The organism is Sporosarcina sp. BP05, assembly GCF_014282005.1.
GTDB lineage: Bacteria > Bacillota > Bacilli > Bacillales_A > Planococcaceae > Sporosarcina.
The window spans coordinates 24969-47297 of record NZ_JACFTD010000002.1; the positions used below are offsets into that span (position 1 = coordinate 24969).

Sequence of the window (22329 nt, forward strand, 5' to 3'; positions counted from 1 at the left end):
CTCATACAATTCGGACACAACTCCGATAACTAGGCACAACATCATGGAATACAGCCCGACAACTGAGTAATTGAACTGAACCCCAAATGGTAGACACTTTTAAAAAAGTGACTCCATTTGGGGTTTTTTCTGTCTAAAAGCTTAGGTATACTGAAGATAAATATACTGACAGGAGTGTTTTCAATGAGTAAAGTACTTTTCAATGAACACCAACTTAGATTATTAGAAGAGAATCCTAATGTGAACTCCGTTTCAGATCGCTCTATCCAATATAAACCTGAATTTAAAGTATTAGCTGTCAAAGTGAATCAGAGCGGTAAAGGCCCTTCTCAAATTTTCAGTGAAAATGGATTTGACTTAGAAGTGATTGGTAAGAAGAAAGCTAAAGAATCACTAGGTCGTTGGAGAAAATCCTATCAGCTTCATGGAGAAGAGGGATTCTTTGAGGAGCGTCGTGGAAAAGGAAGTCCTGGTCGTCCATCAACTAAAGGATTATCTCCTGAGAAAAAACTTGAAAAAGCAGAAGCACGTATTAAATATCTTGAAGCTGAGGTCGAATTGTTAAAAAAGCTCGAGGAACTAGAGAGGCAGGCGAAGATAGAATACTAACAGCAGTCGAAAAATATCAGGTGATTAATGAAGTGATTCGCAGGTTTCAATTAAAGAGATTCACAGCTCACCTGTGTAAAGTCGCAAAAGTACATAGAAGTGGTTACTATACATGGCTCGAAAAATCAGAGATTCATGCCATCCGTGAGGAAAATGATTATCAAGACTATCTTTTACTGAAGTGTGTTTATGATGCGTTCAAAGGTAAAATCGGATATCTTGGACTTTACATGGCGTTAGTTGAATTACTTGAAATCCCTATGAATCATAAGAAGATTCTACGTTTAATGCGTAAATTTAATCTATTTGCGAAAATACGAAGAAAAAATCCTTATAAGAATATAGCTAAGGCTACCCAAGAACACCGTACGGTTCCAAACCTCTTGAATCGGCAATTCACTCAAGATGAACCTGGCAAAGTTTTTGTCACGGACATTACTTATCTTCAAATGAAAACTGGACAGACGGCTTATCTTTCCTGTGTGAAGGACGTAGCTAGCCGTGAAATCGTGGCTTACGAACTTTCGGTAAGCTTAAGTATGGGTATTGTGTACAGAACTTTGAGGAAGCTTAGCGAAGCATTAGCGGGAAATGTACATCCAGAGGCGATGATTCACTCTGATCAAGGGTTTCATTATACGCATCCAGAATACCAGTCACTTGTTAAAGCGATGCAACTCACACAGTCAATGTCCCGAAGGGGAAATTGTTTGGATAACGCACCGATAGAATCATTCTTCGGTCATTTTAAAGATGATGTAGACTTCAAGGAAGCATCCAGTCTGTTAGAGTTGAAAACAATGGTAGATGAATACATGGAACACTACAACTGTAGACGTAAGCAGTGGGATTTAAAGAAGATGACTCCGGCTCAATATCGAAGTCATCTCATAGCAGCATAGGCTAAAACGTCGCTTTTTTTAAACTGTCCATTAAATGGGGCTCAGTTCATTAAACTATAAGGGGGTCTTTTTGTTTGGGTCAAAATTTGCGATTTAATTGACGACTTTAAAATGAATTTGCAAATTCTAGATCGAATAGATAAATATTATGAATACCATTGACGATGAATTATTTTACTGAGTTTTTAATGTTATACTGATATTTGCATGGTTAGCAGTACACTAATAAGGTTTACTTCAGTAAAATAAGGTATATTATATTTATTGAATAGATTCTTTTTATAGACAAGAAAAGTAGGTGAACAAAGTGGGGAAATATCAATTGGATACAAAAGGTCTGGCAGTTGTGACAAAGTATCATGAAAAAAACAAGCCTGCCAAATTTGATAAAAAGCAGCAACTTGAAAAAATACGTGCGGAGTATTTGAAAAAGAAGCAAAAACAAACAGATAAATAAAAGGAAGATATATCTTCAAAGTTATCAAAAATGGACCAATGGCAAAAGGCTATTTTAGAATTAGTGAGGGTATAACACTTGTTTAAGTATTTAATATATTATAATTTGAATATTTAAAGAGGATTAAAGTAAAGTCATTCTTTTACATGAGCAGGTAGCGCATTGATATAGGGCAAGTGCGAGGTCAGAGAATAGCTTATGAGCGCCCCTACGAAGGCAGATGTATAAGTTTTGCTCAGGTGAGTTCAAAAGAGCGTATAGAACAAGTTCAGACGGTTGAGAAGCAAGAGAATACGAGTAGCAATGAGGCGAGGTAACCAAGTGTTTATCTCGTTTTTTTATTTTGTATTGTTAAAACAGCTAATGCCATCTGAGAACATCCTGTGAGCGTTCCTATGCTTTGACTTTGACTTGCTTTCATTGTTTCTCCTTATGAGCGCAACAATGAAACGTATTCTACCTTTTGTTCTAAGTTAAGAAAGACAAAGTTATTTTAATTCAAGGGGGAGTTTTATTATGAGGGAAGTAGTCATCGTTGAATGTGTTCGAACTGCAGTGGGGAGAAGAAAAGGGGCTTTGACCAATGTACGGCCGGATGATTTGGCAGCGATTGTATTAGATGAAGTCGTGAAGCGTGCTGGGATTGATAAAGGCGAGGTGGAAGATGTCATTTTAGGTTGCGTAACCCAAGTGGGGGAGCAATCCATGAATGTTGCGAGAACTTCATTATTAATTGCTGGGTTTCCGATCCATGTACCGGGCGTGACAATCGATCGTCAATGCGGATCGAGTCAACAGGCTTTGCATTTTGCAGCACAAGCGATTGCATCTGGTGATATGGACATCGTCATTGCAGGTGGCGTTGAAAGCATGACGCGTGAGCCGATGTTTTCAAGTGGACTTGGTAAAGGTCCAAGTAAGAAATTGACCAATCAATATGAAATATTAAACCAAGGGATTTCATCTGAAAGAATGGCGAAAAAATGGAGTTTAACACGAGAAGAGTTGGATCAGTACTCCGTGAACAGCCATTTGCGGGCATTCGACGCCATTGAAAAAGGGCATTTCGAAAATGAAATCGTGCCTGTGGAAGTTGAGCAAGAAGATGGCACAATGACCATGTTCGCAGTAGATGAAGGGCCGCGTGAAGGGACGACATTGGAGGTTCTGGGTAAATTGAAAACAGTCTTCGATGAAAACGGCGTAATTACTGCAGGGAATGCAAGTCAAATTAGTGACGGAGCCTCAGCTGTCCTGTTGATGTCCCGTGAAAAAGCGGAACAATTAGGTTTGAAACCACGCGCTCGTATCGTTGCACGCTCCGTTGTCGGTTCAGATCCGACGCTTATGCTGACAGGTCCAATCGAAGCGACCAGAAAAGTATTGGAAAAAGCAGGTCTATCTATAAAAGACATCGATACCTATGAAGTGAATGAGGCTTTTGCTCAAGTTCCTTTAGCTTGGTTAAAAGATGTTGGTGCTGAATATGAAAAGTTAAATGTTGACGGGGGAGCCATTGCTTTAGGACATCCTCTCGGAGCGACAGGAACAAAATTACTTGTTACGTTGTTAAATCGGTTAGAACGGAAAAATGAACGATTAGGTTTGCTAGCAATCTGTGAGGGAATGGGGATGGCGAATGCCACTGTTATTGAAAGATTGGAGTAAGTTCACTTGCAAGTCACTCGAATTCCAGGTGTTTTGTTAAAAGGATAGGAAAGTATAAGTTTTAAGACTGCCACAATCACTTAGATTGTGGTTTTTTTCACTACTGTTTCAGTGCCCCCCTTGATTTCTTCCACAAAACGATCTGTCATTGGATATAAGGAAAAACCAAATCCAATGACCGGACTTAATCCACATACCATTACCAAAACTCCCTGCACGAATTTCTCAAAAGTGGTATGACTTTACCTGTGAAAATAGTTGGTGCAAAGACATCTGTTATAAAAGTATGGTAATGGGAAGATTAAAATGGCTGAGTATTCATCAAACTGTAATGTAAAGAACGTATATTTCAAAGGGAAATTGGACGAGTCCTTTTAAAGGGAAGCGGGGTACATGAGAAACCGGATTCCTATTACTAGTTACATTACAAAGTAAGGAGTTAAACAAAATGACAATTACCAATTTCAAGAAGTTAGAGGAAATCAGACAAGCGCTCAATTCAAAGTTTTTCGAACGGGAGAATGAGGTTGAAGGGATTCTTATAGCTCTGCTCTCTAGACAACACATGCTCATGATTGGACCTGCAGGAACTGCAAAATCAGCTTTGTCGGTTGAATTAGCTAAAATCGTACAAGGAGCAGAGTACTTCCAGTGGTTGCTGACAAGATTCAGTACACCTGAAGAAGTGTTTGGCCCGTTGTCGTTAAAAGACCTCGAACAAGGCGTATACAAGCGTAATACGGCAGCTAAAATGCCTGAAGCTAATCTTGTTTTCTTGGATGAGATATTTAAAGCCAACTCTGCGATCTTGAATAGTTTGCTGACGATTATAAACGAACGGCTTTACTATAATAACGCAACGCCAGTAAAGGTTCCTTTGATGTCAGTAATTGGAGCCTCGAACGAATATCCTGAAGACGGAGAAGGACTTGAAGCTCTTTTCGACAGGTTCTTACTCCGGTTCGAACTAGATTATATTGCAGATGAAACGAATTTTGTTTCTATGATGAAGGGCACCGGTCAAAATCAGGTAATGCCTTCCATGACTATGGATGAATTGATTCAACTTCAGTTTTTTACGGATATGGTTACAATTCCGGATGAAGTGTATGAAATACTTTCGGAAATTCGTAATGAATTGCGGGATGAAGGGATACGTCCTTCTGATAGGCGGTTTAAACAGTCGCTTTCGGTACTTCAAGCGAAGGCGTTGATAAACCAAAGGCAAGTTGTGAAGGTAGAAGATATTATCATCCTTGAAAATACCCTGTGGGAAACAGTGGACCAAAAATATGCCGTGTCTGCCATTATTCGCAATCATTCACTAGATATTGTTACTCAGGCACTTGATTCCATACGAAACGAAGCAAATGAAGTGTTCTACTGTATACAGCAGGATCATTCGCCAGAGGCTGGAATGGAAGCGACTCAAAAAATGAAAGCCTTAGTGGCTGATTTGACTAAGCTCAAAAGTAACAATCAAAGTCGGAAGGTTGATATCGACGCATTACTTGAAAAAGTGATCTTGATGGAACATGAAATTCTGGATAGTATTTTAGAACCGTGGTATTTTGATGCTCAAAATGAAAAGAAGGGGTCCACTAGCACCTTTTTCAAAATGTGAAAGGGAGTGTTCTTTGTGAAAAGTCTTACGAGTCACTATGAAAATCGTTCAGTATTGAATACGGATGCATTCGATAAAAGACGTTTTAAAGAAATTTTCGACATGTCTTTGGGCCTTCAACGAATAAGAGACGAAGGCGCCTTACCGATGTTTGAACCATTACTGGCTGATATTTGGGCTTCCTTATTTAAGATGAAACCTGAAATTAGGGCAAGAGACGTAGACAGTATTCTTGAGGTTAATAAATCATTGATGGAAAAAATCATGGCGGATGTATACTTTGTAAACTACCGAAGCTTCACCCGATTGGATGATTTGTTGTCAGCTATCTGCACGGTGAAATTCGGAGAGAAGACGAACCAATGGCTGGCTGACCAAAAAGAGGAAGATGAAGATTTTAATAAACAGATGCAGGAAATTAACGCAATGCATAGGCAACTTCAAAAGCAGGATTGGCAAGAAGAGACAGGAAATGATAGTCAGGTGTCAAAAGAGGATTTTACAGAAGCGATGACTAAATTTGATAAGAAATTGAACCAGATGCTTCAAAGCGACAGTCAGAGCTTTTCGCAAGCATTGGCTCAAGCCATGCAAGAAACCAAACAAGTGAAAGCGGGTCTGAAGTCGTTGCTAGGGGGCTACGGTGCAGGTAGCGGTGATGCAGAATTGAAAAAAATCCCTTTACGCGACCAACTAGTATTAGCTGAAAAAATGGCTACTGATAAAACGATGAAAGAAATAGCGGAATGGGCGGGCCGATTCAAACAGATAGCCCGTAAAAAACAGAAATCCTTACATAGGGACTCTATGGAAAGAAGGGGAGTTACGTTAGGTAACGAAATAGAGAGGATACTTCCGTTGGAATTTGGCTTATACATGCATCCAATAACGAAGAACGATTTTCTTCGTCGCTTTGTGGAAGGCCAGACCATGCAATATGAACAGAAAGGGCGTGAGGTATTAGAGAAGGGGCCAATCGTACTTTGTCTAGATCAGTCAGGGAGTATGTCACACCTGGATACCCAATCCAAAGGTTTTATATTAACCCTTATGTCCATTGCAAGAAAGCAACGAAGGGACTTTTGCTTGATATTATTCTCCACTCGTACACAAATCCATAAATATGAAAAAGGTAAAATTAAAGGGTCTGATATGGTTAGTTTGGCTCGAACCTTCTTAGGTGGAGGTACGAATTTTGCCCTTCCGCTTGATCAAGCGATGAATGTAATTAACGAAAGTCAGTTTAAACAAGCCGATTTAGTTTTCGTTACGGATGGTGAAGACACTTTAAACGATTCGTTTCTATTAGCATTCAACAAAAAGAAGAAAGAAAAGGATTTCAATGTTCTTTCTCTAGTGCTAGGAAGCAGTACAAAAATAGTAGAACAATTTTCAGATAGGGTTATTCAAATTTATGATTTCGATGATGCAGGCAGTTTTACTGCCTTTGAAATATAAAGATGCAAGTTTGTCGATTATCCATTTCCACTTGTTCTTTACGGCTCGCTTTAGACAAAATGATCACGTCAACTTTACCGTGGGTTAAGTGTGGCTGGAAATGACTCTGTCATTTCCAGTCACACTTTTTACAGTAATCTTTTTGAAAATATTCGTCCGCCCCGTACCTATAACGTTTAAGTGTATAATGCAATTGCTTTGGACAATGAAAGAATAACTACCTTCCTATTTCGGGCACACCACCTCTTTTAATAATGCTTTTCCTGCTTATTTTGGAAAAGATCTCACAAGTAATAGAGTGTTTGCCATATAGAAAGTGACAACACGTCCTAAAATTGAGAAGGATATGCTATTAAGAAGGAGTTAGTAGCCAAAATTACATCTTTGGCTGCTCCTCACTGGATAGAAAAATGGTTATTCATTCATCCATAAAAGCTTTAGTATTTCGTGTATCTGCACTTTTGGAGGGCGACGGGCGAATGGCCACCATACAATTAACGAAAAAAATGTATAGGGATGCGACTCCGTCGCATCCCTATACATCAAAACATATCGGTAATTGTATAGAAGTCGTTCAGTCCAAAGTGATCCAAAATTAACCATACAAGGAGCGCTTAGTGGAAGGGAAGGGGTCATTGGACTTGTTGAAGTTGACTAAGGTCTATTTATTACTTTTTTCTCTTGACCTCACTAAATAATATGCATTAATCCAGGAAGCAATTGGTACAATCAATGCGATACCAATACCTGCACTAAATATTGTAATCATTTCACTTCCGAATATCTTTGAATTTACGATTTCTCCAATGGTATAAGATAAGTCTTTAAACCACAAAAGCAACGCCATATAACCACCGAAAAAGGCGAAAAACAAGGTATTTGTATTGGACCCTAGAATATCCTTTCCAATACTAATCCCAGATTTGAATAAGTCTCTTCTAGTAATTGTTGGATGTTGGATAAATATTTCAAGCATAGGGGAAGTAATCGAAATGGCTACATCCGTAATAGCTCCGATTGTACTCATAATAATGACTGAAGCTGCAATTTTAACAAAATCCACACCAATATAAAGAGAAAATATGGTCAGTTCATCGATTTCCTCTTCACCAAACCCTTGAATCATCGTTATTTTCGTTACTTGATTGATAAAAATCAATAAAATAACAATTGTGATGGCAGTAGAAAGGAATGCAGTTTTTGTTTTACTGTTCACTTTATTGATAAAAAAAAGGTTAATACAACTTATAACGGTGCACCCAATAACTGTAAGTATAATGGGGTTTGCATTCGGGTCTGCCATGAACAATATGATAAGAAGGATGACACCGAAGTTTAGGAATAAGGAAACGAAGGACCTTGCTCCTTTCTTCCCACCAATGACAATCATCAATATAAACAAAATGGCTGCTAGCCACACCAATACATTCATAATTTATGCCTCTTTCGATTCACAAAGAAAATAGAAGTGTATAAGCCGATCGGAATTGCTAATACAATCCCAATGCCACCTGCTAACGCTCGCGCCAATTCCAAAGAAAGGTTCATAGAAAGGGCAAATGACAGTGAGGTGTGGTTTTTTATATATAAAATTATGGCTGGAATGGATCCACTAATATACGCAAAGAACAAAATGTTAGTCATGGTACCCATAATATCTTTTCCAATTTCTAAACCAGACTTGGTCAGTGCTTTTGTCGATATATTATTGTCTTTCTCGTAAAGTCCAAAGATCGAAGAAGACATTGTAATGGCGACATCCATCACGGCACCTAAAGAACCGACGAACAGACCAGCCATGAATACCATTTCATAAGGGCGTGTCAGAAAGTTCATTTCCTCATATCGTAACCCATTTCCTGCAGTGATCCATATGACCAGATAGGAAATAAGTAAGGAAATAAATGTTCCTAAAAGTGTTGCGACAATCGCAGCATAAGCTTTTTCATTAAAACCGTTTACGAGTAACAATGAGGTGACGGTAAATAAAATAATAGTTATCCCACATATCCATAGTAAACTGATAGTTGAATTGTTTACATAAACATCTAGTGCAAAAGATAGTAAAAGGGCATTAACTGCTAAACTGACAATCGAAAAAAAACCTTGCTTTTTTCCAATTAGAAGTAAAACAAAGATAAACACCCACATGATCATTAAAATGTATTTATCACGTTTAACATTACTTATACTTCCGGTTAAATCACGGGAATCCTTTGTTTGTTTATCAATTGAAACAAATAATTCATTTCCTACTCGAAAAGCATGGTCATAAGCACCGGAAGTTGAATAATTGTTCGATATATGAATTTGTTGTCCCTTTTCTTGCCCGTTTTTTATCTGGGCGATGATATGCTGTGTGAACAACTCATCGCGATTGTTATGCATATCAACAACTTGAACTGAATCTTTAAGGTTGATCTCGATAATTTTAGCAATTGGTCGATCGTAAAACGAATAATTAAATTGAACAAACAGCATAGAAGTAACAAAACAAACCGTTACAATGCTGAACAAAATAATGTTTTTGCTTAGCATTTTATTTAATCTATTTATGGCAACTTTCAAAGAAAAACCTCCGACTAAATAGGTAGTATATAGACTGTACAATATATTTAATTATACCATTATTACTTGCTACATTAGAATATGGACTCGATCTGTTCCATATTGTAAGGTCTACGTTAAAGTATAATAGCGAGGATTCCTTACGAGGGATGTCGGATTTTTTATTTATTGAAACTATAAAGACAGTTGTGGATGAATGGAATAGTCAATCGTCTATTTTATCACTTGTGAAATAACGAGCAAATAATATACCAAGTATGTAACCATACATTATGTGCCCCCCAACCCAGTATGAAAATGAGGGAATACTAGAAAATGCAGGTGTTCTGTCAGAAAATGTGGTCGTAGGGAATAGTGCGGTGCCAATGATAAAACAGACGAATGTACATAAAAAAATGATTTTCTTACGAGATGAAACTTTTCTATAAACAATCAACAGATACAAACATATCGCTAAAGCAAAAGAGACAATTAGATGAAAACCTACTTCAACTAGTTCTGGGAAAATAAATGTGTTGATGTAAGGAATATAATCGACGTTTAGTAATAGCGTGTAAACTTTAAAATGAGTAATGTACTCAACAATTTTTAATAATGCAGCTAAGAATAAACCTGAAACCAGTCCATATAAAACAGCTTTTTGTAAACCCCGCTTTGTTAATAGCATATTTTCACTCCTTTCACATATTTATTTCCATTTAAGTGAATGATGTTTAGTTCCCTTCCTAGAGAGGTAAACTACATCAAGGTTAAAAAAGGGAGTAGATATTGATGAATGAAAAAAAAGCAGCACTGAAAATCCTGAAAGAGAGCTTTGTTGGAACGATGGCGACAGTTCAACAGAACAAGCCACACACACGTTATATGACGTTTTTTAGTGATGAATTCACGCTTTACACCGCGACATCAAAACAAACACAAAAAGTAGATGAACTTGAAGGAAATCCACATACTCATATTTTAATCGGGTATGAAGGTAAGGGTATGGGTGACGAATATCTTGAAATAGAAGGTACTGTCAGTATTTCTGACGATGAAAGTATAAAAGAGAAAGTATGGAATAAGCATATGAAATCATGGTTCAGTGGTCCCGAGGATCCAGATCTTGTTATCATGAAAGTTTCACCCGTTTCAATTCGTTTGATGAATAAAAAAGGTGAAGAACCAATAGAGATTACACTGTGAATAGAGGGTACTGGCGTTAGGTGCTGGTACCCTTTTTTACACTATTATTAGTAGCGTAAGGTATCTTCAATTGAACTGGTAACATGGATTGCCTGAAGTGTTTTGTTTTTTGCATAGTCAAGTGCACCTATGCCACCTAGGTAAAAATCAATATGTTTATTAGCCGCAGCGAACTGATCTAACTTCGTTAATAAGTCCGGATCATTTTCAAAAGGGATTGTAGTAGTTGCTGATAGCAGTACTTTTGTTGGTTTCAATTTTTCTACCAGTGATTCAATAGAACCGGGAGCAGGTGAGGCACCTACCAATATTGTTTTCCAGCCTTTCATCATAAATTGCAATAAGAGTATGTGCAATGGAATTTCATGACGTTCATAAGGGAGGCAAGCTCCCACGACCAAAGGAGCGTCCTCACGGCATTGGTAGTTACGACGAATTTGCACTAAAAAGTCTCGAACGACAAGGCTTGAGACAGCCTCTTGGTATTCGCTCCATTCTTTCCTGTTCCATTTGTTCCCGACCTCATTTAAAAATGGAACGATAACGGTTGCCAAAAAGTCTGCTAATCCGAAAGAATGATAGGCCTGTTGCAATACTAGACTTAATTCTAATTCATCACAGTGGGATCCTTTTTCTAGAAGTTGAAAGACATAATCATTTAGAACTTCTTGATGTTGAATGGACTGGGAAGTATCTTGAACAGTATCTAACAGCGTATTTCTTTCTTTTGTAAGCTCAACGGCACGCTTAACGGCATGTCCTTGCCCGGAAAGAGTCTTCACGCTTAACAGGGAGTTGATATCTACTTGACTATATATTCGATAACCGTTTTCTAATCGTTTGGGTTGTACAAGCTTATAACGTTCTTCCCATTTGCGGATGACTTGTTTTGATAAACCTGTCATGTCTGAAACTTGTTGAATAAAATACATTCCAATTAAGTCTGATGGAGTCATGATGTTCATTACATCCTTTCGACAAACTATGAGTCCTTGTGTAAGTATAAGGATTATCGAGATTTTGTACAACGTTGAGTTATTAACATTGTACAACGGGGATTTTCGATAGCGCATTAATCTACTTCTTAGCTAGGACTGCAGGTATTGGACTGGGCTTGCCAAACAAATAGCCTTGGAATAATTCGTATCCAACTTCTTTCAACCATTCGAAGTCTGCCCACTTTTCAATACCTTCAGCAAGAGGGATCGCACCAACTTGTAACGCGGCCGTTAAAAACTTTTTGGCAGCTGCCTGTTTAGTGGGGTCATCAGAAACCCCCTGTACAAATTTCATATCTAGCTTCATATAATTAGGCATTAATTGTTCAAGTACTTCAATTGTACTAAAGCCTTCTCCTACATCATCCAGCGCATAATGTAAGCCTCTTTCTCTGTAATATGTCAATATTTTTTTCAAATGCTCTATATCATCTACGCTTTCTGTCTCAACTACTTCAAATACTAATTGAGAAAAGGGGATACCCAACTGAGTTGCAAGTTGCACTGTTGTTCTTAGACAATGTTCTGGCGAGTAGATTGAAGTTGGGATGAAGTTTATGAATACTTTCTCCCGAATAGCGGCGGCGTTCCTAACTGCAGTCATTCTGCAAACGCGATCTAGCGCATAGGTACGGTTTCTTTTTTTCGCAGCTTTAAATACTTCATAAGGAGCCACGGAATTTCCGTCATCATCCCGGAATCGCGCCAACATTTCATAAGCAAAGACTTCCTGTCTCCCTGTTACAATTGGCTGTATGTGGAATATGATGTTGTTTTTGAGTATGACCTGGTCAATCCACTTTATTTCTAGTAATTCAATTACTTCATTGATTGGGTTCCATTCACCACCATCCACTTTGAAATAAATATACTGTATTTCCATTAAGTCGCTGAAATAATCATATAGGCCTGCAACTGCAGTTTCTCTTACAACAATGATATTTTCATGTGTATTGACCAATAAGTCGTTTGATTTAAGATAGGACTGAAGTTGAGGAAGATGTGCTAAATTATTTTCTCCAGAAATAAGGATTTTGTAAAAAAGCTCTGTTGGGTTACATGAAGTACATTTGTGCATAGAATTTCCCCCTAATTGATAACTATCTAAACCTAGTATATATCAATTTTCACTCCTTGTATAAGGTTGGGTTGAGACGGTTATACAAGGGTTTGACAAGTGCTTGTTACTCTGTTAATAATAGAGTTAAGAAATAGAATGCATTTGAATAGTAACGAACGGGGGAATCAGTTTTGAATCGATTAATGAAATGGGTAAAAAATAATGCACAGGAATCACAGGATTCAGATCTACTTAAACAGCCTCTACCAATACCGAAGATAGATTTGCATACATATCCGGAATTAAAAAAGCAGATGGAATTAATAGGATTTACAGCGCAAGACATGGCGGTTGTAAAATCATTTCAGCCCTATATAAAAGATGGAATAGATGAAATTGCATCGGTCTTTTATGAAAAAGTATTAGAGGTTCCTTCCCTTAAGTTAATAATAGAAGAACGAACGAAGGTAGATCGGCTAAAGCAATTGATAAAGACCTACATTATTGGAATGTTCGACGGGGAAATAAACGAAGAGTCGATTCAGAAAAAAATGAAATTAGCACAAATGCATTTCAAAATTGGATTGGAACCCAAATGGTATATGGGTGCATTTCAGCAAATTCAAGAAGTGATTGTACGATTAATTGCAAAAGATTTAAAATCTGCTAACCAGCGAGAAAAAGCAATGTTAATTGTATCGAGGCTTATTAACTTTGAAATGCAAATTGTTTTGGAAGAGTATGAAAAGGAAAATATGAAGTTACGTGTTTCACAGTACGAGGTTGTCAAGTTAGAGCTGAAAAATCAAATCTCTTCCATTAGCGAAGATCTTGCAACTTTGACGGAGGAGACTAGCACTTCCATCGGGAACGTAGATGCAAACGCAAGCGGAATTCGTGAGAGCATTCATTCAAACGTGGAAAGTGTCAGGCGGATTCAATTGGATGCAACCGCAGGTAATGAAGTGGTGCTTCAATTGGAGTCCCAAATGAGGTTTATTACTGGAGGAACAGAACATATGGGGGAAATCGTCAGCCAACTAAAACAATCCTCTATCCAGATTATTAGCATTATTGAAATGGTGAAACAAATTGCAGAACAAACTAACCTGTTAGCGCTGAATGCTTCAATTGAAGCTGCGCGTGCAGGGGAAGCTGGAAAAGGATTCGCAGTAGTTGCACAGGAAGTGCGTAAGTTAGCTGAACAATCCAAACAGTCTGTAGAGCAGATTACCGGGCTTGTTCAAATCTCCACTGGATTGACTGATCAGGCAGTGAATACAATTACAGAAGTAAAAGAAAGTGTAGCCCTTGGGCTACGCGGTTCCATCAAAACTCAGTCAAAGTTCAAGAAAATCCTGCAGTCAATTGAAGAGAATGATCATCATATAAATCAAGTAGAAGTAGATGTGACTGAACTAGTTCAGGTAATTAAAGAAATTGGAAATGATACAAAGAAAGTAGCAACTACAGCAGTGAGACTTCATCAAACAGCGGTACAATTATAAAATCGAAAAACTAGAGAAGGATGTGAAAAAATGTTTTTAGCTTTGAATGAAATTAAGAAAAATAAATTACGCTTTACGTTAATTATCGGTGTTTTAATGCTTGTATCATATTTAGTATTCTTTTTATCTGGTCTAGCAACTGGATTGGAAAATCTGAATCGGGAATCAGTTGATAAATGGAAAGCAACAGCTATCGTTTTGACAGAGGAATCGGATAAAAGCATGTATCAATCATCTCTAACTATTGAAGAGGTAAATGAAATAGATGCCGTAGAAATTGCCGTAATCGGTCAAATAAATGCTGTCGCTGGCAATGGTGATCAAAAGACGAACGTATCCATTTTTGGGATAAAAAAAGATGAATTCATTATGCCGAAAGTGACGGAAGGCGGGGTTTTTGTTGATGACAATGAAGTCATCGCCAGTGATGCATTAAAAGAAGATGGATTTAAAGTAGGCGATGAATTGCACTTATCTTCATCTGCCCAAGTTTTAAAAATTGTAGGTTTTACAGACAAAGCAAGGTTTAATGCAGCCCCAGTTTTGTATGGGGATTTAGCAACTTTCCATCGTGTGAAATTCGGTGAAGCGGCCGAAGCAAATAAAGAAAGCATAAATGGAATAGTCGTTCGTGCTGATGAACTAACAGCTATCACTAAGAATGATTCACTGGAATCAATTGAAATTGAAACATTCATACGGAATCTACCAGGGTACACGGAACAGAATTTGACATTAAACTTCATGATTTATTTCTTGTTTGGTATTTCAGCGGTCATTGTAGCAATCTTCCTTTACGTTTTGACCGTCCAGAAAATCAGCATGTTCGGCGTCATGAAAGCACAAGGTATCTCGAATAGTTATCTGTCACGATCAGTCATTGCACAAACATTCATATTAGCCGCAATTGGTGTAGCTGTAGGTTTCGTGTTGACCTTAATCACCGGTGCGTTTTTACCAAGTGCGGTTCCTGTAGCATTCGATCTTGTGACGATGCTCATCTACGGAATTGTTCTGATTGCAGTTGCGATAATGGGTGCGGTGTTCTCAGTTCTTACAATTGTTAGAATCGATCCATTGAAAGCGATAGGAGGGTAAAGGATGGCAGTTTTAGAATTAAAACAAGTGAAAAAGACATTTGGTAGTGGCCATAAACAAGTAGAAGCAATGAAGGTAACAAACTTCTTGGCAGACAGGGGGGAGCTAATTGCTATTATCGGTCCGTCTGGTTCGGGTAAAAGTACATTCCTTACGATTGTTGGGGGGCTTCTTACACCGACTTCAGGCGAAGTAATCATTAATGATAAGAATTTAGGGGATTTAAATGAGAAAGAGCGCTCAAAAATTCGGTTGAAGGAAATTGGCTTCATTTTACAAGCTTCGAATCTAATTCCATTCTTAACGGTCGCCAATCAGTTGAAATTATTGGACCAAGTAAAGAAAGAGAATATGACAAAAAAACAACTAGAAGAGTTATATGAAGACTTGGGTATTGGTGACTTACGAACTAAATATCCGTCAGATTTGTCTGGCGGTGAACGTCAGCGGGTGGCAATTGCCAAAGCATTATACAGCAATCCTTCCATTATTTTAGCTGATGAACCAACAGCATCTCTAGACTCAGATCGTGCCTATGAAGTAATGGAACTACTGAAAAATGAAACGAAGAATAAAAACACTACGACCATTGTCGTCACACATGATATACGTCTGGTGGACTATTGCGACAAGGTTTACAAAATGACGGACGGTGTACTTGTTCAAGAAAAATAGAGATGACTATTATGCTTGAAAAATGAATGGATGCCTAACCATGAATGAAGGCATCCATAAAGCGACAAAGAAAATGAACTGGATAGAAAAAACAATTTGGAACAGTGGTGAGGACAAATGAACAGTAGGCACTTGGACAGTGAGAAACTACATTATGCTATTGTCCCAGGCGCAAATAGGATTATGAAACAAAGGAATGAGCTTAATAATAAATATGTTTTCAGTAGCAGACAGTGATACCGGTACGAACTTGGTGTTTACGATGCAAGCAACATTGAAGAAACACAAATGAAGTCTTCGCTAAACAAGCGCTAGGTTCGATTTCAAATGTAGCGTTAACAGCTTTTTCTGAAGCAGTGAATAGTGCGGTAATCTATGCATATAAGACAATCTCCAATCCTGTAAAGGGAACAATTATTTTGGACATGAAAGACTGGAGTAACTCTCTAAGTTTACTTGAAGAATGTGTTACCTACTTTACTCAACTATTTCCCATTCGCTTAAGGCCGCCACGCAATTATTAAAATCTACGCCAGTAAAACTTAAAGTATTAATAGATGCTTCTGTTGTAGGTGCTGGTGGAAAAGAAGGTTGAAGAAATAGATTATCTGTCTGCAGATGTCGAATATAAGGATAATAGTCTCTATTTGAATGAGAATGGAGATCTAAGTTATAGGTATTGTACAAAGGCGCTTATGAAAGGCGAACAGATAGATATGGAGATGTTGAGAAATACTCTAGTGGATTTGGGAGAATCTCTGATTGTTGCGGGAAGTCCGATAAATGGTAAAATTTATACCCAGACAAATCACCCTTAGATACTATTTGATAGATAAAAAGGGTTTGGAAAATTATTCAACAGAAATCAGATGAAGTGATCAGACAATTTGAATCTGTTCATTACAGGAAACATAAAATTATTTTAGTAACTCGTTTGGAAAAGAGCTTCGACAGATTTTCTAAGTTTTTCTGAATTAATAGGTCCAACCCATTTATCAAATGAAGTTTTTTAGTGTATTCATTTCCATGCGTCAGTCCTTTTTAGTGGGTTTGTACAGGAACTACCTGTTCAAACCCACTAAAAAGGACTTTTTCTATTGGGTTAATTCTATTTGGGGAGATTTGGATTAGTTAAAACAGCCTATTCTGATTTGCTGAAAGCTGGTGTATTCAAGCAATAAAAAAGATTGACTGGTCAATAAAAGTGTAATACAATTAGGTTGTAATATTCAGAATATTAATTCCTGGATTATATAAGGCAATGTTTATTAAACTTGTAACCCGGATTTTCAACGCAAAGCCCAAGAATGTAAAAATAATACACAGAATGATCAACAAAGCGAATACACAAGATATTTGTTGTTAAGAAGGATTTAAAAAGGGGGAATTCACTTAAAAGGGAAAAAGTATTTTGAAGGAAGTAGTGTCGAAGTTTATGACGTTTGAAAGTTTAAAAACTAGAAAACCAAAACAATGATAGATAGAGGCGATACTATGAAAAATAATCGAATTTGTAAGATGCTAGACATTAAATATCCAATTATTGAAGGTGGAATGGCATATGTAGGAAACGGCTCTTTAGCAGCCGCTGTTTCGAATGGTGGAGGATTCGGTCAAATTGGATCAGCGGGAAGAACACCTGAAAGTTTCGAAGAAGAGATTTTGATTGCAGCTAAACAAACCAAATTCCCCTTTGGCGTAAACCTGCCAATAAGCGAGCATAAAGACAACAATCCCTATATAAATGTAATTGAAAAGCATAAAGAAAAAATTAAAGCGATAAGTATAAGTTCAGGTAACCCTATTCCATATATACCGATTTTCCGCAAAATGGGTATTATAACAATGATTCTAACTTCGTCAGTAAAACATGCTGAAAAAGCCGAAAAGGCTGGAGGAGATATTATTGTTTGTGAGGGATATGAAGCGGGCGGATATAACGGTGGTGCAGAATTAACAACTTTCGCTTTGGTTCCACAAATCACAAAAAAGGTTAACATCCCAGTTATAGCTGCAGGTGGTATTTCTAATGGAGAAGGAATGATTGCTGCTATGAGTTTGGGGGCGGACGGAGTTCAAATGGGAACACGATTTGTTGCTACAACAGAGTGCGTGGCTCATGAAAATTATAAGCAACTTCTGATCCAATCGATGGACGATGATACGACTATTTTAACTAGAAGTATGGGTGGAGTTATGCGTGTCATTAAATCTGAATACGTTACAAATATTCAGGAGATACTCCATACAGATTCCTCCCCGGAAACAGTATTGCCTTTTATAAGTGGCGCTATTAACAAAAAAGCAGCAATTGAAGGAGACCTCTTAAATGGTTGGGTTAATGCTGGTCAGGGAGTAGGGTTAATTAAGTCGATTGAAGGTGCTGAACAAGTTGTAGGAAGTATTATTAATGAGGCCAATATTACAATTGAAAAACTAAAGTCGATACAACTTTAGTTTAATAGTCTTGGATAATATTCGAAAGCAATGTGTAAGTGTATATTTATTTACTAAAGGCATAATTTTATATTGACTGGTCAAAATGTAGAGTATATGATTAATAAGTATAAATTATCTGAATATTAGTAGTGCTATTAATCGTGGAACAAATAATTTAAATTTGCATGAAAAATAAAAAATAATGATAGAGGTGTAAGAATGAGGGAACAGAATCTTCGAATGTTAGTAAAACCAGTTCAAACCATTGCTATTGTTGGAGCAAACTATCGTTTTGCAACTCGTGTAATGTTGGATAATTTAGATAAAATGGGGTTTAAAGGAACTATTTATCTGGTAAACCCAAGATATGAAAATATTGATGGTATACGAAGCTATCAATCACTTTTTGAAATTGAAGATCAGATTGATATTGTCGTCGGGCTCGTAAATCCTCGGCTAATGGTTGAGGTTGCTAGTGATGCAAGTAAAATCAACGCTAAACTTCTCGTAATCCCTGGTGGTGGGTATGGAGAAAGTGGACTGGAGGGTGAAGGAATACAAAACGCCATTCTTGAAAGCGCTTCGAAGACGGGTATGAGAGTAATTGGACCGAATTGTATGGGATATTTTGATATGCATAATCATTTTACTCCATACATTGGTACTTTGCATAGACCACTACGTCCCATTAAAAAAGGACCTGTTTCTATTATCTCACAAAGTGGTTCAGTTAATGATGCTTTTGTTGCTTCCAGACTTGGTATAAATAAAATTTATTCTACTGGCAATGAAGCGGACGTTAAAATGGACGATTATATAAATTTGCTAGCAGAAGATCCTGAAACATCCGTAATTATCTTGTACATTGAAGCGGTACGGAATCATGAAAGCTTCTTGAAGGCACTTGATCTATGTAGTGCAAATAAAAAACCGGTCATTGCAATGAAAGTTGGCAGAACGACAAAATCAGCTGCTGTTGCTAATGCGCATTCAGGAGCACTTGCCGGTGATTACAAGATAGAAAAACTGGTTCTTGAAGAACATGGAGTTATTTTTGTAGATGATATTGATGAGGCTGTTGCGGTAGCTCAATTATTATCGCAACCATACCTTCCTACCAAAAATACAGTGTCCGCGATTACTGTATCAGGGGGCCAAGCGGGAATACTACTTGATCTAGCCGAAGATTATGGCGTTGAATTCGCTGACTTTACTGAGGAAACTAACTGGAAGCTAGGAAGGGAATTACCTGAATTGGGAGCATTGTCCAACCCTCTCGACATTTGGGGGAAAAGCAGTAAAGAGTTCTCCGAGGTATCAAATACTTGTTTAGCTACTTTAACGAAGGATTCTAATATTGGAGTTGTTACGGTAGCAATCGATGCACCAATTGGCCAAGGAGATCACGAATTTGATTTTACTGGAACACCAGCTAAAGATCTTGCTGAGTTACGAAAAAGCTCTGATAAACCATTTTTGTATTTTAGTCATATTCAGACTGAGTTTGATCCGCGTGTCTTGTCGATTTTGGAGGATGCTGGCATTCCCGTCATACAAGGTAGCCGCAATGCTTTAATTGCATGTCGGGCATTGTTTCAGTACACAGAATTCTTGGCGAGAAAAGATCAAACACCGATATATTCGGTAAATAATCCGTCAATACAGCAAGAACCGACCTTGCTTCACGACGATGAAGGACGAGAGCTCCTTGAGGAGAATGGGTTCCCTTCACCAAGGGAACAAGTAGTGACCTGCCTTCAAGGGGCAATTGAATACGCAGAAGCTATTAGATACCCGGTTGTGTTAAAAGCTCAAGGACTAGCACATAAAACGGATGTTGGCGGTGTTGCGCTTAATCTCAAAAATGCGGACGAACTTAAGAAAGCATGGGAGGGAATGACGCATCTAAATTCTCCATTTTATTTAATCCAAGAAATGGTCACAGATGGCTTTGAAACAATTCTTGCTTATAAAACGGATGTGCATTATGGCCCGATGGTTGTATTTGGATTAGGGGGCATCTATACCGAGTTATTTAAGGAAGTCGTCCTGGCGGTTCCTCCGATTTCAAATGAGAAAGCGGAGCAAATGGTTCGCAGTATACCGATGCTTTGGAAAAACATTCAAGGCTATCGAGGAAATCCACCACTGGATTTAGATGCACTTATTCTTTCGATTGTGCAGATGGGCAAGACGGCAATGGAGAAATATGAAGAAATCGTAGAATTTGAAATTAATCCGTTAGCAGTTCGTGAAAAAGGGGTTGTTGCCCTTGATGTGCTCGCATCGGTAAAAAATGTAAGTATTGAGAAGTGTGGTGAGTTAATAAAGTAAGCACATTATGCCATATATTGAATTTATTTGTTTACTAGACTATGTCAGAGATGTAAGGAATGTAATTAACATTTAACCCAAGGGGGAATTATGTTGGGAAAAAATAAAATTGATTGGTTCATCTTCATCTCTACATTCGTTTTAATTGTTGCTATTTGCCTGCCCTTGGTTTTTTATCCAGAAAAGGGAAGTGAACTAGTTAGCGCAGCAAATGGATTTGTGACGAAAAAGTTCGGAATGGTATTTTTATGGGCTGGAACAGCAGGATTTGGCTTTCTAATCTACTTACTATTCAGTAAATATGGTAAAATCAAATTTGGAGCAAAAGATGAAAAACCGGAATTCTCAAACTTCAGTTGGGGGGCTATGGTTTTTTGTGCAGGTGTTGCGTCTGGATTAGTATACTGGGGTACGATTGAATGGGCATATTATTTCATGGCACCCCCATACGGAATTGAAGCAAGATCGGTTGATGCTGCTGAGATAGCAGCTGCTTATGGGATTTTCCATTGGGGACCATCGGCTTGGGCATTTTTTGTCTTACCATCTATTCCTATTGCTTATTCCTATTACATTTTAAAAGTACCTATTTTAAGATTAAGTGAAATTTGTCGGATTGTAATAGGGAAACACGCAGACGGACTTCTAGGCAAGATAATCGACATTATTTTCATGTTCGGAATTCTAGGGGCTGCGGGTACTTCCCTGGGATTGGGTACGCCATTAGTAGCTGCGGGAATTAGTAAGTTGACAGGAATTGAGGCCTCACTACCAATGAATGTGTTTGTACTTATATTATGTACAGCTTTATTCACATGGAGCGCCTATTCAGGATTAAAACGAGGATTAAAAGTATTAAGTGATATAGCAATCGTTTGTTCCATCTTACTATTGAGTTTCATCCTAATAGTTGGCCCAACCGAATTCATTTTAAAAATGGGAACAAATAGTATTGGATTATTGTTCAATAACTTTATTCGTTGGAATACGTTTACAGATCCAGTTGGTAATACAGGGTTTGTAGAAGGCTGGACTGTTTTTTATTGGGCTTGGTGGATTGTATATACCCCATTCATGGGTTTATTCATTGCCAAGATTTCCAAGGGAAGAACAATTAGTCAAGTGATTTTGGGAGGTTTAGCATGGGGTTCGTTAGGATGCGCCGCCTATTTTACTGTATTAGGAAATTATGCAATGCATTTGGAATTGAAAAACATATTATCAGTCACTGGTTTATTAGAACAGATAGGTGCACCCGCAACAATCATTCAAGTAATTAGTACACTTCCTTTCGGCTCATTGATCGTATTAGTATTCAGTTTTGTTGCATTAATCTTTTTAGCAACGACATTTGACTCGGCAGCTTATATGATGGCTTCTGCAACTACACCGAGAATTAAGATTAATGAAGAACCAGCTAAATGGAATCGTTTGTTTTGGGCTCTTACGCTGTTTATTTTACCAGGGACACTGATGATCCTTGGAGGAGATCTGAAGACGCTGCAAACGGCATCGATTTTGACGGCACTCCCGTTTATATTTGTTATACTACTGTTGGTTCTTTCCTTAATGAGAATGCTGAAAACAGGAGCGCACCTGAATCAGAATTCTGATACAGAAACAGAAACCATGGATAAAGTCGATATGAGTTTGCCAGAAGAAAACCGAGGTTTAGTTACTGAAATTGAAGAGGAAACACCTGTTAGATAATCGTGAATATTAAACTTGAGACTTGAAAGGATGGGA

Annotated in this window: 18 protein-coding genes; 13 read left to right on the plus strand and 5 right to left on the minus strand. The window is 37.8% G+C overall.

What is annotated here, in order from left to right; all coding sequences use genetic code 11:
* The first annotated feature begins 183 nt into the window (after positions 1–183).
* The 5 genes from H2672_RS02010 to H2672_RS02030 all read left to right on the plus strand — a co-directional run bounded on the left by H2672_RS02010 (position 184) and on the right by H2672_RS02030 (position 6718).
* Positions 184–1511, plus strand: a protein-coding gene (locus H2672_RS02010) for an IS3 family transposase (protein ID WP_370569581.1) whose coding sequence is annotated in 2 segments (ribosomal slippage) — positions 184–556 and positions 556–1511 — 1329 coding nt in all. Because the reading frame shifts where the segments join, the coding sequence is not laid out codon by codon here.
* A 307-nt stretch (positions 1512–1818) separates the two neighbouring features.
* The gene (locus H2672_RS02015; RefSeq protein ID WP_186668412.1) at positions 1819–1968 is read left to right on the plus strand and encodes a hypothetical protein; all 150 of its coding nucleotides are present in this window, start codon (positions 1819–1821) and stop codon (positions 1966–1968) included.
* A 516-nt stretch (positions 1969–2484) separates the two neighbouring features.
* Positions 2485–3636, plus strand: coding sequence for a thiolase family protein (locus H2672_RS02020; RefSeq protein ID WP_186668414.1), 1152 nt, complete (start codon positions 2485–2487; stop codon positions 3634–3636).
* Between the two features lie 448 nt (positions 3637–4084).
* A complete protein-coding gene (locus H2672_RS02025; RefSeq protein ID WP_186668417.1) occupies positions 4085–5260 on the plus strand; it encodes an AAA family ATPase in 1176 nt (391 codons plus the stop codon).
* 147 nt (positions 5261–5407) lie between these two features.
* The gene (locus tag H2672_RS02030; RefSeq protein WP_255485252.1) at positions 5408–6718 is read left to right on the plus strand and encodes a vWA domain-containing protein; all 1311 of its coding nucleotides are present in this window, start codon (positions 5408–5410) and stop codon (positions 6716–6718) included.
* A 661-nt stretch (positions 6719–7379) separates the two neighbouring features.
* Here H2672_RS02030 and H2672_RS02035 read toward each other — a convergent pair.
* From H2672_RS02035 to H2672_RS02045, 3 genes are all read right to left on the minus strand, one after another.
* Positions 7380–8150 carry a YibE/F family protein gene (locus H2672_RS02035; protein ID WP_186668418.1) on the minus strand — a complete coding sequence of 257 codons (771 nt, stop codon included), beginning with the start codon at positions 8148–8150 and terminating at the stop codon, positions 7380–7382.
* A complete protein-coding gene (locus tag H2672_RS02040) occupies positions 8147–9286 on the minus strand; it encodes a YibE/F family protein (RefSeq protein ID WP_370569582.1) in 1140 nt (379 codons plus the stop codon). Before H2672_RS02040 ends, H2672_RS02035 begins: the two co-directional genes overlap by 4 nt.
* A 205-nt stretch (positions 9287–9491) precedes the next feature.
* A complete protein-coding gene (locus H2672_RS02045; protein WP_186668420.1) occupies positions 9492–9953 on the minus strand; it encodes a hypothetical protein in 462 nt (153 codons plus the stop codon).
* 104 nt (positions 9954–10057) lie between these two features.
* Between H2672_RS02045 and H2672_RS02050 the strand changes: the two genes are divergently transcribed.
* Positions 10058–10471, plus strand: a complete 414-nt coding sequence (locus tag H2672_RS02050; RefSeq protein ID WP_186668422.1) for a pyridoxamine 5'-phosphate oxidase family protein — start codon at positions 10058–10060, stop codon at positions 10469–10471.
* Positions 10472–10518: 47 nt separating this feature from the next.
* Here H2672_RS02050 and H2672_RS02055 read toward each other — a convergent pair whose 3' ends face one another.
* Positions 10519–11436, minus strand: coding sequence for a MerR family transcriptional regulator (locus H2672_RS02055; RefSeq protein WP_255485254.1), 918 nt, complete (start codon positions 11434–11436; stop codon positions 10519–10521).
* Between the two features lie 112 nt (positions 11437–11548).
* On the minus strand, positions 11549–12547 hold the full coding sequence (locus tag H2672_RS02060; RefSeq protein ID WP_186668424.1) for an EAL domain-containing protein: 999 nt from the start codon (positions 12545–12547) through the stop codon (positions 11549–11551).
* A gap of 173 nt (positions 12548–12720) precedes the next feature.
* Here H2672_RS02060 and H2672_RS02065 point away from each other — a divergent pair, with 173 nt between their 5' ends.
* From H2672_RS02065 to H2672_RS02090, 7 genes are all read left to right on the plus strand, one after another.
* Positions 12721–14037 carry a globin-coupled sensor protein gene (locus tag H2672_RS02065; RefSeq protein WP_186668426.1) on the plus strand — a complete coding sequence of 439 codons (1317 nt, stop codon included), beginning with the start codon at positions 12721–12723 and terminating at the stop codon, positions 14035–14037.
* Positions 14038–14067: 30 nt separating this feature from the next.
* Complete coding sequence (locus H2672_RS02070; protein WP_186668428.1) at positions 14068–15135, plus strand: ABC transporter permease; 1068 nt, start codon at positions 14068–14070, stop codon at positions 15133–15135.
* 3 nt (positions 15136–15138) lie between these two features.
* Positions 15139–15810, plus strand: coding sequence for an ABC transporter ATP-binding protein (locus H2672_RS02075; protein ID WP_186668430.1), 672 nt, complete (start codon positions 15139–15141; stop codon positions 15808–15810).
* Between the two features lie 578 nt (positions 15811–16388).
* Positions 16389–16628, plus strand: coding sequence for a hypothetical protein (locus tag H2672_RS19860; protein ID WP_370569583.1), 240 nt, complete (start codon positions 16389–16391; stop codon positions 16626–16628).
* 676 nt (positions 16629–17304) lie between these two features.
* Positions 17305–18267, plus strand: coding sequence for an NAD(P)H-dependent flavin oxidoreductase (locus H2672_RS02080; RefSeq protein WP_186668432.1), 963 nt, complete (start codon positions 17305–17307; stop codon positions 18265–18267).
* Positions 18268–18468: 201 nt separating this feature from the next.
* Positions 18469–20583, plus strand: a complete 2115-nt coding sequence (locus H2672_RS02085; RefSeq protein WP_186668434.1) for an acetate--CoA ligase family protein — start codon at positions 18469–18471, stop codon at positions 20581–20583.
* A gap of 93 nt (positions 20584–20676) precedes the next feature.
* Positions 20677–22293, plus strand: a complete 1617-nt coding sequence (locus H2672_RS02090) for a BCCT family transporter (RefSeq protein ID WP_186668436.1) — start codon at positions 20677–20679, stop codon at positions 22291–22293.
* Positions 22294–22329: the final 36 nt, after the last annotated feature.